Raw genomic sequence first — 16281 nt, 5'->3', positions numbered from 1 at the left:
CGGCGTTATTTGGCATCTTTGGCCAAACGCAGCCCCATATCGGACATTAAAATCGATTGAGAAGCAAAATCTCGACGGTAGTTCTCAGACAGTTCAGGCTCATAAGCAAAACTTCCACCGCGCACGGTCTTGTGTGCAAGATGACTCGCTTCGTCTTTAATGTTGGCTGGATTATTTGTCGGCCCAAATCGATAGAAAGTATCGTCGAATGAATCGATTACAAACTCTCCAACATTACCGGTCATATCATACAGCCCCAACTCATTCGGTAGCTTTTGTCCAACAGGCTGGGCACGATTGTTAGAGTTGCCGGCATACCAAGCTACATCCTCGATATTGTCTGAACCAGCATAGCGATACCCTTGGCTCTTATTCCCCCCCTTAGCGGCAAACTCCCACTCTGCTTCCGTTGGCAAACGATAGTTTTCACCAGTCAACTCATTGAGCTGCTCGACAAAGTAAACCGCATGCTGCCAGCTCAAGTTATTCACAGGTGTCATTGGATCTTCTTGGAAAAAGCTCATCGATGAGCCCATCACACTATGGAACAGCTCTTGAGTCACTTCAAACTGTGCAATGTAAAAGCTATCTACCGTCACTTCACGCGCTGGTCGCTCAACGGTTGTCGCCTCTTTGGCGTCCGAACCACGAATATAATGACCACCTTCAACCAACACCATTTGGCTGTTGATCGAGGCTGCAATCGGGTGTTCAGGTTTGGTCGCACACCCGGTTAAAGCGATGGACATCAATAATGCTCCTGGGAGCAATATCTTGTGATAAGAAAGCATAATCAAGCCTCATATTTCGATGAGTAATCAGAAGGGACAAGATTACCAGTTCTCCCCATAACAATTGGTTATATCCCGTATAAGGCGCGCTCTGCCCCTCTAAAGCTTATGATGCTAGCGTTAACAGTTTTAAAGGGTTTATCTATGCTCCTATCTCAAGGTCCACAGTTCAAAGGCAAAGCCTCAAAGCGCCTTCATGTCATGGCGAAACCGATCGGCGCTGCCTGTAATATTGACTGCACCTACTGCTATTACCTCAGTAAGCAGGACTTGCTTGAGTATAAAAAAGGTTGCTCGCCTAAAATGGATGATGACATGCTTGAGGCGTATGTTCGTCAATACATTGAGGCGCAGAACACCCCTGAAATCATCTTCTCATGGCAAGGTGGCGAGCCAACCATGCTCGGTCTTGAGTATTTTGAACGCATAGTCGAACTGCAAAAAAAATATCAGCCAGAGGGGATTCAAATCTCCAATGATCTGCAAACCAACGGCACCTTGCTCAATGACAAGTGGTGTGCGTTCCTTGCTAAAAACAACTTCCTCGTTGGCCTAAGCATCGATGGCCCCGAAATGCTGCACAATGCTTATCGCACCAACCGTGCAGGTAAGGGCACCTTCAAGCAAGTGATGGAAGCGGTAGAGTTGCTGCACAAGCATCAAGTTAAATTCGCGACACTAACGTGTGTCAACAACCTCACCAGTCAAAACCCGCTTGAAATGTATCGCTTTCTGCGTGATGAGGTTCGCTCTCCACAAATGCAGTTTATCCCGATTGTGGAACAGAAAACCTTCCGCACAACGGCGCCACAAAAGTGGCAGCCAGAAGAACAACCAAAACAAGGCGATAAACGCCTTATTCCGGGCAATGCTAACTCTGTGGTTGAGCCGTGGTGTGTATCAGACCAAGCTTGGGGTAATTTCCTTATCGCGATCTTTGATGAGTGGGTGCGAAACGACCTTGGTAAAGTGTTTGTTCAGTATTTTGAAGCCAGCCTAGAGGCGTGGATGGGTCGCCGCAACCCATTGTGCACGCTCAGTGACCTGTGTGGCAAAGGCTTGGCGATGGAACCAAACGGTGATGTGTTCACCTGTGACCACTATGTCTACCCAGAGTACAAAATTGGTAACATTCATCACCAGAAGCTCGACGACATGGCCTATGGACCAAAACAACAAGAGTTTGGCTTTGGTAAGTCTCGCACTCTGACAAGCCAGTGCCAAGGCTGTGATTATAAGTTTGCGTGTCACGGCGAGTGTCCAAAAAACCGCTTTATAAAGACCAGAAACGGCGAAGAGGGCCTGAACTACTTATGTGCAGGATGGCATAAATTCTTCTCACATGTCGACAAGTCGATGGCTTATATCTTGAGAAAGACAGGTCACCCCGTTGCGCATGGCAAGTACAGTGATGCCGAGATGCGCAAGCACTATCAAGCCCAAATGGCGCCAAGCTATCAAACCAAATTCTAAACAGGTGAACCGATGAAAAAATTCACTCTATGCCTTTTAGTGACACTCTTGTCTTTGAGCGCAATGGCAACGCCCACAGCGCAAGGCCCGCTGCGTGCAGAAACGGTAGTTGCACAAGATGCTCCTAAAGATATGTCGCAGCTCTCTTACCAGGCGCAAGATGTTCGCCTGAGCGATGAGGAGCGTGCCGCAGCCCTCAGAGCACTGGGTCAACAACCGAGTCAAAATGGGCTGGTTGCGGTAGCCCGAGCGCTAAAAGACGAAAGCCCAGTGCTTCGTGAAGCGGCAGTGATCGGCGCAGCACCTTACCAACTGGAGCATCGTTGGACGATGCTATCGCCACTACTCAATGATGAAGTGAAGTCCGTACGCCTCTCAGCAGTAATGAGTCTTATCTCTGGCTATTCACAACTTGATGATCAGCAAAAAGCGGACATGCGCGCCACAATTACTGAGCTCAAAGAGTTTCTGCCCACTCAAGATGATCTCGACTCTCAATTGTTACTAGCAGATGTTCTGCGCTGGACGGGAGATTACGCTAACGCGGAAGTGAAGTATAAAAAGCTACTTGAGCAAGATCCACAACGCGCAGACTTATGGCTCAACTTGTCTGATAACTATCGAGCGCAGCATAAAGATCAAAAAGCCGTAGAGATACTCGACCAAGCTATCTTAACCATTCCTGAGAATGGAGACTTTCACTATGCCAAATCGCTTGCACTCGTACGACTAGACAGCCGCGACTTAGCAGCAGGCGAGATGGAGAAAGCAACGCAACTCAAGCCGGAAAATAGCTATTACTGGTACTTAAATGGGGTATTGCAAGAGCCAATAAACTTGGATAACTCAGTAGCGTCGTTTGAGACAGCGTATATGCTGTCAGGGTCTTCGGAGCACCTTTACGCCCTTTGCGATATCTATATTCGCAGCGACCACGATAACAGCCAAGTGTGTCTTGATGCCCTATCACAGCAAGCACCGCCTTTTGTGATTGAGCAGCTTCAAGCTCAAATGTCGAACTAGCACTCACAAAGCCCAAGTCCTGCTTGGGCTTGATCGTCTCTGAAGTGTAAATTAGGGAAATTCCTAGTTAATCTCTAATGATGAAGCGCGTAATGTTCAAAGTGATTTGTCAGCTAATCTGAGAGAGTGTTTACTATGAAATTTGTCAAAATCACATTGCTGCTTGCTGCTCTAACCTGTTCAAGTGTCTTCGCACAAACGGCGAAAACACCGCAAGCAAAAGAGCAGCAATCAAACCAACCGATTGTCATTACCGGCGAGCGTATTCAACCACTTTCAGATATCCACTGGCGTATCAAAGTCTCCCACACAGAAGCAGTTAAAGCGCGCTGTGTGGGCTTCGACGCTGATGAAACCGCTGTCGCGATAGACTCTATTGTTATCTACCCCCCCTATTCGGTGTCCAATATGTACACCCGTGAAGATGATGGCGATATCACAGAGGCAAAATGCTGGATAACCAGCACACGAGCAGAAGACCTAGCCCGCGACTATATTCGCCAAACTATCGACTGAGACGCACTGATTGGTAATGGTTGTTTATAGTACGAATAAGCGGCAATTTACTCGGATCAATCTAATATGTTTTATATACCAACACATTAAAAAATACGTCCTCTCGGACAATAGCAACGTCAAATAATGGAATAACAATATGAAAAACCTTGCTGTCAGTACCCTCGCACTCAGTGTCATGCTCTCATCGCATGCCGTGATGGCAGAGCAAGCCCAACCAAAGCTGATTCTTCAGGTCACTGTTGATGCCCTGCGTGGTGATCTCCCAGATCGTTTCAAACACAACTTTGGTGAAGGTGGTTTTAACCTGCTTCTCAATGACGGTATCCACTATACCAATGCTCACTACCAGCATTCCAATACAGAAACGATTGTGGGCCACGCAGCCCTCGCGACGGGTGCGCCACCCGCAGTCAACGGCATGGTGGGTAACCTATGGTATGACCGCACACAAGAGCGCGTGGTCTACAACATTGAAGATGCCAACTACAACCTATTAGCCAGCGGTGCTGACGTCGATCAATCAACCGAGATCGACTCGACGCAGCGCGCTGCTCAAGGCGATGGTCGCTCACCTGCAAACATTCACACCTCTACCATTGGTGATGAGATCGTCAAGGCTTATCACGGTCAATCTCGCGCGTTTTCCGTCTCATTTAAAGACCGTGGGGCAGTCTCGCTGGGCGGTGAGCTCGGCAAAGCATTCTGGTTCTCTAAATCCGCCAATGCGTTTGTGACTAGCGATTACTACTATGACGCGAACCCAACTTGGGTAGACGAATGGAACGCCAAAGGGTTTACCCAGCAATATGGAAGCAAACGTTGGGAACTATCGCTACCGCAAGAGAAGTATCTCTTCGCAGGCGATGGTGATGTGGAATACAAAATCGATCTTGCAAACTTCAGTCGCAGCTTCCCACACCCATACGGCCCAGCAAGTTTCCCATACTTTACGACACTTCTGAGCTTAAGTCCGGCGGGTGATGAGATTGTTGCTGATTTCGCCAAAGAAGTGATTGATGCTGAGAAGTTAGGGCAAGGTGACTACCCTGATTATCTGTCCGTCAGTTTCTCGGCAACAGATTACGTTATTCACATGTACGGCCCTTCAAGCATCGAAGCGGAAGACAACCTGATTCGTCTAGACCGCACTCTCGCTGACCTATTCGCCCATGTTGATAAAACTGTCGGCCTAGAAAATACCTTGATCGTTTTATCTGCTGATCATGGTGCTCCCGACGTTCCTGGTTACGTGAATGCGCTTGGTGGCAACAAAGCCGACTACTTCGGCATCGAAAAAATGAAGCAATCCGGCGTGTTTGAGGCGGTTGAAAAGCGCTTTGGCCTCGGTGAAGACGTGGTTCGCCAGTATGCCGACCCATACCTATACCTCAACCATGAGCTAATTGGAGCGAAGGGCTACAATTTAGCAGAGGTTCAGGCGTATATTGCTCGCTTGCTTGAGAACATCAACGGTATCAACCAAGCCATAACAGCAACTGACATCATGAAAGGCCAATTGGCAGATACGCGTATCAATCAACTTGTCACCAATAACCATCACCCAATTCGTTCGGGCGACATCTACATCGTTTACGAACCAAACGTCTACATCAACGACTTTGACGGCTTGAAGGTCGCCTCCGTGCATGGTTCGCCATGGCGCTATGATACGTTTGTACCGGTGATCTTCGCGGGTATGAATATTGAGGGTCAACGTATTAGCCGTGAAGTGACGCCTTATTATATTGCGCCAACCATTTCGCAGTACTTGAGAATTACCTTCCCGACAGGCTCGGCAGGGGAAGTGCTGAACGAAGTGATTGAGTAAACGTGTTCGTGCTGGCTGTACGTTGTGATAGGCTAAGCGCCTTAACGTGTACGGCCATTGGATACTTCAATACCGACACGAGACTCGTTCAACGATGATAAAGTCATCCACTCAACACAAAGATTAGCCGTCATGATTGAAAGAAAAGAGATGAAACAGCGCATGAGCCGCGCTGTGATTCATAACGATACCATTTACCTTTGTGGTCAAGTTGCCAAAGACTCAACCAAAGACATCACAGAGCAAACCGCCACCATGCTTGAAAAAGTCGATGAGTTACTGAACAACTATGGCTCAGACCGTGAGTCTATTTTGTCAGCAACGATCTACATTAAAACGATGGATGATTTTGCTGAAATGAATGCGGTATGGGACAACTGGATTCCTGAAGGTCATGCCCCCGCTCGCGCATGTGTTGAAGCATCAATGGCTCGTGAAGAGCTGCTGGTTGAGATTTCAGTGATTGCTGCGGTAACGCGCAAGTAACTTTCGTGGCTGTCACGACTTTAGTAACGTTCTAAATTACATTTTTAGAGCCCACTGACCAAAGGCACAATCGACAACATGTTCAGGACAATGCTCATGATGACTTGCGCATTGTCCTTCATCCTCAAGATTTTGATACACTATCACCTTACTCAACTCACCTCAGTCAGTGTCAAATTTAATGACACCACACAATGTCAACTAACCTGCTGATTCATAATGACTTTACTCGAGTGGTGAAGTTACCAACTGAGAGTAAAACATATTTAATCATTGAGAGTCGCGTCGGCAATCGCCATCATTAGCCCCAGATTCTCAACCAATGACTTATTATGGCTATCTCACAAACCCAATTTGAAAAGCAAACCCTTAAATTCTCTGCAGTGCTATCACTGAGCTTCGCGATTCTGGGTGTCGTGTTGGGGTGGCTGGTTGGCTCACTTGTCATTATTTTTGACGGTGCTTACTCATTAGTCAGTCTTCTACTGACTCTACTTTCTCTGGCCGTGTCTGCCTTTATCGCAAAACCGGCAATGAAGGCCTTCCCTTTCGGTAAAGCGGTTCTTGAACCTTTAGTGATCGCGATTAAAGGGGCTGTAATCCTCGGCCTGGTTGTCACTTCTTTGTATAACGCGGTTATTGCGTTACTTGAAGGTGGTCGAGACGTTGATGCAGGCATCGCCTTTATCTTTGGTATCGTCAACGTGATTGGCTGTGCGTTCGGCTGGTGGTATGTTGCGAAAAAAGCACGTCTGTGTTCAACGGGACTTATTGAAGCGGAAACCAAACAGTGGAAAATGGATACCCTGATCAGTGTGGCAGTTGCACTCGGTTTTATTGTGGCTTTGATCCTGAGTAACACCTCAATGGCACAATACGCAGGTTATGCTGACCCAATAATGATGCTCATCATGGGTTTCTATTTCTTGAAAGTACCTTCTGAGATGTTAATTCAAGCGTTTCGTGAGCTACTAATGATGGCACCACGCAAAGAAGTGACACAGAAAGTTGAGCGTGAAGTCGAGATGATCAATGAAAACTTGGAGTCTGATATTCAAGTTGTCGCGGTAACCAAAGTAGGTAAGCAACTACTGGTAAAACTTGATGTTCACGCCAACGACAACGAGCTAGACATTAAAGAGCTGAAAAAGACCCGTGCACGATTAAAAGAGAGGCTTTCTATTTTGCCGATGGATCTTAATCTTATCCTCAATGTTGCCTGTTAACAACAAAGCGCCTGATCCCAGGCGCTTTGTCAATTTCCGAATCCGTATTGGTCAGCCACGATAGTAACGCTGAGGAACAAACGGCATTTTTTCTACCGTCATCGGAAGTTTCTTACCACGAACTTCGGCAAAGACCTCAGTGCCTACTGAGGCAAAGGACGTCTCTATATAGCCCATCGACACCGGCTTGCCAGCATTAGGCCCTGCGGTGCCACTGGTGACTTTACCAATTAGATTATCCTGCGCATCAAACAGCTCTGCGCCTTCTCGAACAGGGGCTTTGGTTTGGCCAACTAAGCCAATACGCTTGCGCGCAACATCTTTTGTCACGATCTGATTTAGGATGACATCAGCACCAGGGAAACCACCTTCACGTTCACCACCTTTGCGACGAACAGGTTGAATCGCCCAAAGTAAGCTTGCTTCAACTGGCGTGGTCGTTGTGTCCAAATCATGCCCATATAGGCACAGGCCGCACTCTAAACGCAAAGAGTCGCGAGCACCAAGGCCGATCCACTCCACTTCTGCCTCAGCCGTTAACGCTTGTGCGAGCTGCACAGCTTGCTCAGCTGGTACTGAGATTTCGTAGCCATCTTCCCCAGTATAGCCACTGCGCGAGACAATACACTCGGCACCTTGAATCGAGGTACGCACCACATCCATAAACACCATGTCAGATACAACGGGTGCCAAGCGAGCCAGCACTGCTGCCGCCTTTGGTCCTTGAAGAGCCAATAGAGCGCGATCTTCAATAACTTCAAGTTCCACGCCTTGTGGCAAGTGACTTTGAATATGTGCGATGTCTTGCGCTTTACAAGCGGCGTTGACGACAACAAACAGCTCATCGCCCAAGTTGGCAATCATTAAATCATCCTCAATACCACCTTGCTCATTAGTAAAAAATGCGTAGCGCTGTTTACCTGCTTCCAACCCAATAACGTCAACAGGCACAAGTGTTTCCATGAACGCCGCGGCTTCACTGCCCTTCAATAACAGTTGTCCCATATGCGACACATCGAACAAGCCCGCAGAATCACGAGTATGTAGGTGCTCTTTCTTCACACCCAATGGGTATTGAACTGGCATCTCGTAGCCTGCAAACGGCACCATCTTCGCGTCAGCATCAATATGAGCTTGATATAATGGGGTTTGCAGTAACGCTTCGTTGGTTGGCTCAGCCATGACTCTCTCCTTGCTAAATCATCTCTTATGCGGGGATGTGTTTCTGATAGTGAACACAAACTCTCTGTTGAGCGAGAAAATCCCCAGTTTATTTCAACAAACACGTGATTTTAACAATCTCGACATTTATACAATGCCCGAATGTAGTCTCACTGTTAATTGTATTTTTTAGGCAAACGTTTGCTGACACTATAGGAAACATGAGCAAACATTCACCACCACTTTACTTTGCTGTCACCCACAGAATATGGGCGTCTTCTTCACTGAGCGAGGTCAACATATGCCCCATACTGGCGTCATAATAGACACTGTCTCCCTCAGCTAACGGCAGCGGCTCGTAAAACTCTGAGTAAAAACACACCTCACCGGACAGGATCAGAAGGAACTCTTCACCATCGTGACGAACCCAATCTGGGTATTCAGAAATATCTCGAGCGCGTACCTGGCTCTTAAAAGGCATCATCTTTTTTCGAGATAGTTGGGTCGCGAGAAGCTCGTGCTCATAGGTGGGTGTTGGATGGGGTTTACCCTCTCCTTTCAAAGTAATATCACGGCGGCCTGAAGCCAAGTTTTTGCTTTGTGGCTCAAAGAGTTGAGGCATATCTATCTGCAAACCATGTGCGAGTTTCTGCATCGCTTGAAAGGTTGGTGATATCTGCTCATTTTCAATCTTGCTCAGCGTAGAACGCGCCAAGCCTGTACGCTGACTGGCCTCTTCGAGAGTCAAACTCAATGACGAACGAATGGCTTTGATTCTTGCCCCTAAACGCAGAGGTTCTATCGCTTCATCTTCTGTTTGCTTCGCTAGCGTCATTGATGGGTATTCGTCGAATACATCCTCAGCCATAACTCTACTCCTGTTGCCTTAAAAATGAGTAGAACGAGGTGCTCTGTCACTCATTTGCAGCTAAAATCCGTTTAAATATTCAGCAAAGCTAGCACATGTTTGAGTTGAAGTCTCAATTTTGTTTCCTATAGGAAATTTTGTTTGAATGTTTTATGCTCAACAAGTATGTTGGTGAGATGTTAGTCACAAACGACTCTTTTGGAGACCAAAGAAAATGGATAAAACACTGAAGTTTACTGATAGCCACGAATGGGTACGCGACAACGGAGATGGCACGGTCACGATCGGTATTTCTGATCACGCACAACAGATGTTGGGTGATGTGGTATTTGTAGATTTACCAGAAATAGAGGATGACATTGAAGCAGGCGATACCTTCTCTCTGGTTGAGTCAGTGAAAGCGGCATCAGACATTTATGCACCAATCAGCGGTGAAATCGTAGAAGTTAACGAAGAGCTTGAAGACAGCCCTGAGTTAGTGAACGAAGAACCTTACGATGGCGGTTGGATTGCACGTGTGAAACTCAGCGATGCGGCAGAGTTAGACAACCTGAAAGATGCTGAAGAGTATCTAAACTCAATCGAAGACGAATAATGAACACTAAGCTGCCCAGCCATCAACAGAGCCAAATACGAGGCGCTCGGCTAGAGGCGCTCGGCCTAAAGGCATTCTGATTACTGTCGGCAGCTTTTTAAACCTTGGCAATAACCACTATTAAAACCATACCATGCCAAGCAAGCCCTCATGAGGAGAGGTTTCAATGACTGACTTACTGAAAAGTCTCAGCACTCAACATGAGTTTGTGGCACGACACAATGGCCCCAACCTCGCTGATCAACAAAAAATGCTTGCGGCGATCAACGCCACCAGCCTTGACGCACTTATCGATGAAACAGTGCCAAGCCAAATTCGATTAGAGCGCCCACTTGAACTCTCTGCTGCGCAAAGCGAATCTGACATGCTCAGCGCAATGCGCGTCTTTGCAGACAAAAACCAAGTAAAGCGTACCTTTATCGGTCAAGGCTACTACAACACCTTCACACCGAACGTCATCTTACGCAATGTATTCGAAAATCCTGGCTGGTATACAGCATACACCCCTTACCAACCTGAGATTTCACAAGGACGTTTAGAAGCACTGCTGAATTTCCAGCAGATGGTGATGGACCTGACTGGCATGGAGATCGCCAACGCCTCCCTACTCGATGAAGCAACCGCCGCTGCCGAGGCTATGACGTTGTGTAAACGAGCAGGCAAGAGCAAAAGTAAAACCTTCTTTGTTGCCGATGATGTTCACCCGCAAACCATCGAAGTTGTCAAAACACGTGCAAAATACATTGGCTTTGATGTCACGATTGGCGCGTTGGAAACACTTACAGAGCAAGATGTTTTTGGTGCACTAGTCCAATACCCAAGCACAACGGGTGAAGTTCGCGACTTGACGGATATCATTGCTCAAGCTCAAAGCAACAAGACCTTAGTCACCGTGGCAACAGACTTACTTGCCTCTGCACTACTCAAACCTGCTGGTGAAATGGGCGCGGATGTTGTAATTGGTTCTGCTCAGCGCTTTGGTGTGCCTATGGGTTATGGCGGCCCACATGCTGCATTCATGGCAACACGCGATAAACACAAACGCACAATGCCAGGCCGCGTGATTGGCGTGTCGATCGACTCAAATGGTAATCAAGCTCTACGCATGGCAATGCAAACGCGTGAGCAACATATTCGCCGTGAAAAAGCGACATCGAACATTTGTACTGCACAAGCGCTACTTGCCAACATGGCAGCCTTCTATGCCGTATACCACGGTGCTGAAGGGCTTCGTACTATCGCTCGACGCACTCACCACATGACCGCCATTCTTGCCGCTGGTTTAACTAAGGCAGGGTATGAGCTCAGCCATAATAGCTTCTTTGATACTATTACCATTGAAAGTGGCGATAAGACTGAGAGCCTTTACAACACTGCACTTGCTGCCGACCTGAATTTACGTTGCCTGCCAAACCAGCTTGGTATCAGCTGTGATGAAACCACCACACTGGACGATATCCGCGCTCTGTTTGCTGTATTCGCTATCAATGAAGACATCACTGCTCTGTCATCAGAAATCGCCAACAATGAGTTCGCTGCAATTCCAGAATCTCTGCGTCGTACCTCCACTTACCTCACTCACCCAGTTTTCAACACGCACCACAGCGAAACCCAGATGATGCGTTACCTGAAGCAGCTTGAAAACAAAGACTTCTCGTTAACACACGGTATGATTCCCCTCGGTAGTTGTACCATGAAGCTCAACGCAGCTGCAGAGATGATTCCGGTAACCTGGCCAGAGTTTGGCGCTATCCACCCATTTGCACCAGCAGATCAAGCGGCAGGCTACGCTGCACTGGCTGAAGACCTAAAACAGAAGCTATGTGAAATCACCGGCTACGACGCAATGTCACTGCAACCTAACTCTGGCGCTTCTGGTGAATACGCAGGTCTGATTGCAATCCAACGCTACCATGAGAGCCGAGGTGAAGCGCACCGTAATGTGTGTTTGATCCCAAGCTCAGCGCACGGTACTAACCCTGCGACGGCATCCATGGTGTCGATGAAAGTTGTGGTAGTGAAGTGTGATGACGATGGCAACATTGATATTGATGACTTAGCCGCGAAAATCGAAAAGCATGCAGAAAACCTATCAAGCATTATGATCACTTACCCTTCAACACACGGCGTGTATGAAGAGCAGGTGAAACAGGTGTGTGAGATGGTCCACGCTGCAGGCGGTCAAGTTTACCTAGATGGCGCAAACATGAACGCTCAGGTTGGTCTCACATCGCCAGGTATTATTGGCTCAGATGTGTCACACCTAAACCTCCACAAAACGTTCTGCATCCCGCACGGTGGCGGCGGCCCTGGTATGGGGCCTATCGGTGTCAAATCTCACCTGGCCCCCTTCCTGCCTGGTCACATCGAAAATGGTGTAGAAGGGTCTGAATATGCGGTTTCGGCAGCGGATTTAGGTAGCGCCTCTATCTTGCCTATCTCATGGGCTTACATTGCCATGATGGGTGAACAAGGCCTAACAGACGCAACTAAGGTAGCTATCCTCAACGCAAACTACGTGATGGAGCGCCTACGTCCGCACTACCCTGTGTTGTATCGCGGCAATAATGGCCGTGTTGCTCACGAGTGCATCATTGATATTCGTCCTCTGAAAGAAGAGACGGGTATTAGTGAAGAAGACATTGCCAAACGTCTGATGGATTATGGTTTCCACGCGCCAACCATGTCGTTCCCTGTGGCAGGTACCTTGATGGTTGAGCCAACAGAATCAGAAGATCTCGAAGAGCTTGACCGCTTCTGCGAAGCAATGATTGCCATCCGAGAGGAGATGAACAAGGTTAAAAATGGTGAGTGGCCGCTAGACAACAACCCACTAGTCAACGCCCCACACACGCAAGTAGACCTAGCATCTGACACTTGGAAGCGCCCATACTCGCGTGAAGTTGGCTGCTTCCCAGCACCATCTACCCACATATGGAAATACTGGCCGACAGTGAACCGCGTGGATAATGTATATGGGGATCGCAATTTGATCTGCTCTTGTCCTTCGATTGACAACTATGAATAAGCTGTGATGGTGATATTTCTGTACCAGAAATAGACTCAGTTGCCTTACATATCTTCCAAACAAAAAAAGCCCTCACTATCCAGTGAGGGCGAAACTCAAGACAAGTAAAGATGGCTGCTGACTACGGTGATAATCAGTAAGCAAAGTGGGACTCACACACTTTCACAAGCCACTATTTCGAAAAACCGCTTTTAGATAATAAGTGCGCTCATCACAACGTCGTAAAATTCATGATGGGGGTGATGATGTCGAAACATGCACATAATAACGTACCTAATACGATTTTATATACCTATTAATAGGTATTTGTCTTCACTCAATCAAATCTATGGAAAGAAGATATCTCCAGAAAGGACATCTAGGTAGACTTTGTCTGCGGGGCGCAAACCACCGCAGTAGACAAAATAGATTTGTCTGTCTGGGTAGTTAATTGAACGCATCCAGCCACTGCTTTCTTCGAAATCAAGCAAGTCACAGGTTTTCTGCTCAATGAGCCGGTCGGAATGTTTGGTAAAAGATTCTTGATATAACAAGAAGTCATCGGAACCCTGGATGGAGAGCTTGACCGTCTCGTAGCGCTCTTCTTTTGATATCTCTGGAGGTTGTTCTTGAAGCTCTGAAAGCTGAACCCATTCCGCAACTTCGTCGCCGCCTTCTTGATAAACGAAGTAAGAAGAGATCCTTCCCCAGCCGTCCTTTTCCTCAAGCACAACGACTTTTTCCCCTCGGAACAATTCACGTTCGACAAAGGCTTCTTGTACTCGCGATTCACGAACGCCTATTCTTGGCTCCGCTACGTAATACTCTTTGATTCGAGGCTTTTCTGCCTCTAAATCTAAGATAGGCTGCTGCACTTCACTTTCTACTATTTCAAGCTCAGCCACTTCTTCGATGGAAGCGTCAGGCACCTCATCATTTTTATAGATGAATAGGTAGTACCCCCCGGCTGCACACGCAACGCCAAGCAGCAGCAGAATGATCATTAACAATTTTTTCATGCTCGGGCTCCGGTGTATTCAGTCGACAGTTCTATATCGGCATTTGAGTAAAAATCTATACCTTCTACAGAAATTTAGAGACAAAAAAACCACTTGGTGTGAACAGCAAGTGGTTTTATTAGAAGATGCAAGAAACACTATTTTTTCGCAATACCCATAATCACTTTCTGCGGGCCTTGTTCCGTTTGTATGGTAAATGCGTCCTTGACTGTGACGTCTTTAAAGCCAACGCAGCTCAATACCTGCTCAACTCTATCTTTGGTCAAACCTTCTTCTGCGTCTGCTGCTTCCCAGTCCCAGTGAACGAACAGGCCGTCATCTTCCAAAATCGAGTAGATGATGTCACACGCATCAGCAAAGCTTGGGATGAACCCACACACGGAAGACGCAACAACAAGATCAAATTGCCCTCGAAAAGCAGGATGTTGAGCGACTAAGCCACGCGTAAGCATGTCGACGACAGGTTCAACGTTGGAGAGGTTTTTCTCCTCTAACACTTCAATCATCGCTTCAGAGCTATCCAGCGCGACAATACTCTTTGCCATTGGCGCCAATTGCTGGCTCAGCATTCCTGTGCCACAGCCGAAATCAAGAATGGTTTTATTGGAAACCTGGGTTAACTCACTCAGTGACGCGAACACTTGGTCGGCGAAGGTTTGAACTGCTTCGTTGTGTTCCCAAGTCTCTGCTACAGCATCCCAATCTACTGCCATCTTTCTCTCCCTAAAGCCTCAAATTATCAGGCCAAACAACATAGTGTATTTGTCATAACGCCTTAAATAGACCCTAACTTACCGTTATAATCAAGCAGTGCTTGCCAATTTCGTCGGCATTATCAAAGATAAAGCACTCATAGTTAACTGTTTGTATAACATTTATCCGTTACAGGATGTCGAACATCATGAATTTCTCGCAAATTGAAGCGTTTTACACTGTGGCATCAACGGGCTCTGTATCAGAAGCCGCTCGCCAACTAGAATGCAACCGAACCAAGCTCAGTATGGCGATCAAAGCGCTCGAAACCGACCTCGACACTCCCCTATTTGACCGCACTGGCAATCACTTGGCGCTATCAGAAGCGGGTAAGGCGATTTTAAAAGACTGTGAAAACTTGCTAGCGACCTCTGCACGAATTCGCCAAACCTGTGCGCAAATTAACGGCGAGTTCTCTGCCGAGTTATGGATTGCTCGCGACGATGCTATCCCCGACAGCATCTGGCAAGATTGGGCTCACACCTTGAACAATCGCTTCCCAGCTACCTCCTTTAACTTCGTATTGGCCTCCAGCGGCGACTTAGCCAACTTAGTTGAGACGCAGCAGGTCGATTTTGCGTTTGGTGTTGATTATGAGCGAGTAGAAGATCCTAAGCTCGTGCATCAACCCCTTGGCAAGATTCGCATGATGTCAGTGTGTAGCGCAGATCACCCTCTGGCGCAGCTTCGTAGAGTCAGCGACGATAAATTAAGGCAATATATGCAAGCCCTCATGGTGTATCTCAACGAAAAAGAGAATCCTGAACTCGAACCTTTTGCTTTAAAGTACCTAGGCTTTTCCAGCTTCGAGTTTATGCTCAACACAATCCAACAGGAAAATGCTTGGGGTGTGCTCCCAGAGCCACTCATCCGCCAAAAACTCCGAGACCAAGAGCTCGCCGTCATCAAACATACCTATGGCCTGACTCAACAAGACTTTTGTATGTACTTCTCCGCAGGTATGGCAGAAGAGGAGGGAATGTCCTGGCTTGCGGATCAGATCAGTGACTACCTATTTGGCTTTTAGTTAATGAAGAGTTGTGAGATAAGCAACAAGGTAGATTGGCGTTATACACTCACACAACTCAGCCGACCTCATCGCTGAATCAAGAGAGATTGCACAAATGACTATCTATTCCTACCAATTGCTGTATAGTAGCCCGTGCTCTGGTAATAGAGTTGTTTTAGAAATACCGTAAAAGTTAGTTCTCCAGTTGTTCCATCGTGGTTATACACTGTCCTACCCTTCGTTATTGTCGTCTAAATAATTACTACTTCTAGCGCATCATATTAATCAAATACAAAGGGGACATACTATGTCTAAAGCTACTGGTACAGTAAAATGGTTCAACGAAACTAAAGGTTTCGGTTTCATTTCTCAAGAAAACGGCGAAGACCTATTCGTACACTTCCGTTCAATCGTTTCTGACGGTTTCAAAACTCTAAACGAAGGTCAAAAAGTTTCTTTTGACGTTGAGAACGGTCCTAAAGGTCCTCAAGCTGCAAACGTAACTCCACTATAAGTTACCGTT

At 47.1% G+C, this 16281-nt stretch carries 15 protein-coding genes; 10 read left to right on the top strand and 5 right to left on the bottom strand.

Annotated features, from left to right (window positions below):
• Positions 1–5: 5 nt before the first annotated feature.
• Positions 6–791 (bottom strand): formylglycine-generating enzyme family protein, encoded by a 786-nt coding sequence (locus GT360_RS21695; protein ID WP_164651096.1) that lies wholly within the window; start codon positions 789–791, stop codon positions 6–8.
• A 144-nt stretch (positions 792–935) separates the two neighbouring features.
• Between GT360_RS21695 and GT360_RS21690 the strand changes: the two genes are divergently transcribed.
• From GT360_RS21690 to GT360_RS21665, 6 genes are all read left to right on the top strand, one after another.
• Positions 936–2264, top strand: a complete 1329-nt coding sequence (locus GT360_RS21690) for an anaerobic sulfatase maturase (protein WP_164651095.1) — start codon at positions 936–938, stop codon at positions 2262–2264.
• 12 nt (positions 2265–2276) lie between these two features.
• Positions 2277–3287, top strand: a complete 1011-nt coding sequence (locus tag GT360_RS21685; protein ID WP_164651094.1) for a tetratricopeptide repeat protein — start codon at positions 2277–2279, stop codon at positions 3285–3287.
• Positions 3288–3422: 135 nt separating this feature from the next.
• Positions 3423–3803, top strand: coding sequence for a hypothetical protein (locus GT360_RS21680; RefSeq protein ID WP_164651093.1), 381 nt, complete (start codon positions 3423–3425; stop codon positions 3801–3803).
• Positions 3804–3942: 139 nt separating this feature from the next.
• Positions 3943–5634: an alkaline phosphatase family protein gene (locus tag GT360_RS21675; protein WP_164651092.1), complete on the top strand. Its 1692-nt coding sequence runs from the start codon at positions 3943–3945 to the stop codon at positions 5632–5634.
• Positions 5635–5766: 132 nt separating this feature from the next.
• Positions 5767–6120 carry a RidA family protein gene (locus GT360_RS21670; RefSeq protein WP_164651091.1) on the top strand — a complete coding sequence of 118 codons (354 nt, stop codon included), beginning with the start codon at positions 5767–5769 and terminating at the stop codon, positions 6118–6120.
• A 332-nt stretch (positions 6121–6452) separates the two neighbouring features.
• Entirely contained in the window at positions 6453–7346 is an 894-nt protein-coding gene (locus tag GT360_RS21665; protein WP_164651090.1) for a cation diffusion facilitator family transporter, read from the top strand.
• 51 nt (positions 7347–7397) lie between these two features.
• On the opposite strand, the gene gcvT is transcribed toward GT360_RS21665, so the two are convergent.
• Positions 7398–8528, bottom strand: coding sequence for a glycine cleavage system aminomethyltransferase GcvT (gene gcvT / locus GT360_RS21660; protein ID WP_164651089.1), 1131 nt, complete (start codon positions 8526–8528; stop codon positions 7398–7400).
• Between the two features lie 223 nt (positions 8529–8751).
• Entirely contained in the window at positions 8752–9375 is a 624-nt protein-coding gene (locus GT360_RS21655; protein WP_164651088.1) for a helix-turn-helix domain-containing protein, read from the bottom strand.
• Between the two features lie 214 nt (positions 9376–9589).
• On the opposite strand from GT360_RS21655, the gene gcvH reads away from it, so the two are divergent.
• Both gcvH and gcvP read left to right on the top strand, forming a co-directional pair.
• A complete protein-coding gene (gene gcvH, locus GT360_RS21650) occupies positions 9590–9970 on the top strand; it encodes a glycine cleavage system protein GcvH (RefSeq protein WP_164651087.1) in 381 nt (126 codons plus the stop codon).
• Positions 9971–10136: 166 nt separating this feature from the next.
• Positions 10137–12998 carry an aminomethyl-transferring glycine dehydrogenase gene (gene gcvP, locus GT360_RS21645; protein ID WP_164651086.1) on the top strand — a complete coding sequence of 954 codons (2862 nt, stop codon included), beginning with the start codon at positions 10137–10139 and terminating at the stop codon, positions 12996–12998.
• A 326-nt stretch (positions 12999–13324) separates the two neighbouring features.
• On the opposite strand, the gene GT360_RS21640 is transcribed toward gcvP, so the two are convergent.
• Together GT360_RS21640 and GT360_RS21635 are read right to left on the bottom strand one after the other, a co-directional pair.
• Positions 13325–13996 carry a hypothetical protein gene (locus GT360_RS21640; protein ID WP_164651085.1) on the bottom strand — a complete coding sequence of 224 codons (672 nt, stop codon included), beginning with the start codon at positions 13994–13996 and terminating at the stop codon, positions 13325–13327.
• 137 nt (positions 13997–14133) lie between these two features.
• Positions 14134–14709 carry a class I SAM-dependent DNA methyltransferase gene (locus tag GT360_RS21635; RefSeq protein ID WP_164651084.1) on the bottom strand — a complete coding sequence of 192 codons (576 nt, stop codon included), beginning with the start codon at positions 14707–14709 and terminating at the stop codon, positions 14134–14136.
• A 188-nt stretch (positions 14710–14897) separates the two neighbouring features.
• On the opposite strand from GT360_RS21635, the gene GT360_RS21630 reads away from it, so the two are divergent.
• Together GT360_RS21630 and cspE are read left to right on the top strand one after the other, a co-directional pair.
• The gene (locus tag GT360_RS21630) at positions 14898–15776 is read left to right on the top strand and encodes a LysR family transcriptional regulator (RefSeq protein ID WP_164651083.1); all 879 of its coding nucleotides are present in this window, start codon (positions 14898–14900) and stop codon (positions 15774–15776) included.
• A 289-nt stretch (positions 15777–16065) separates the two neighbouring features.
• Positions 16066–16272, top strand: a complete 207-nt coding sequence (gene cspE / locus GT360_RS21625) for a transcription antiterminator/RNA stability regulator CspE (RefSeq protein ID WP_164651082.1) — start codon at positions 16066–16068, stop codon at positions 16270–16272.
• Positions 16273–16281 lie beyond the last annotated feature (9 nt).

Source organism: Vibrio astriarenae (assembly GCF_010587385.1).
Lineage (GTDB): Bacteria > Pseudomonadota > Gammaproteobacteria > Enterobacterales > Vibrionaceae > Vibrio > Vibrio astriarenae.
Note: the sequence above shows the minus strand (reverse complement) of the source record. Positions and strands in the feature narration are given on the sequence as shown.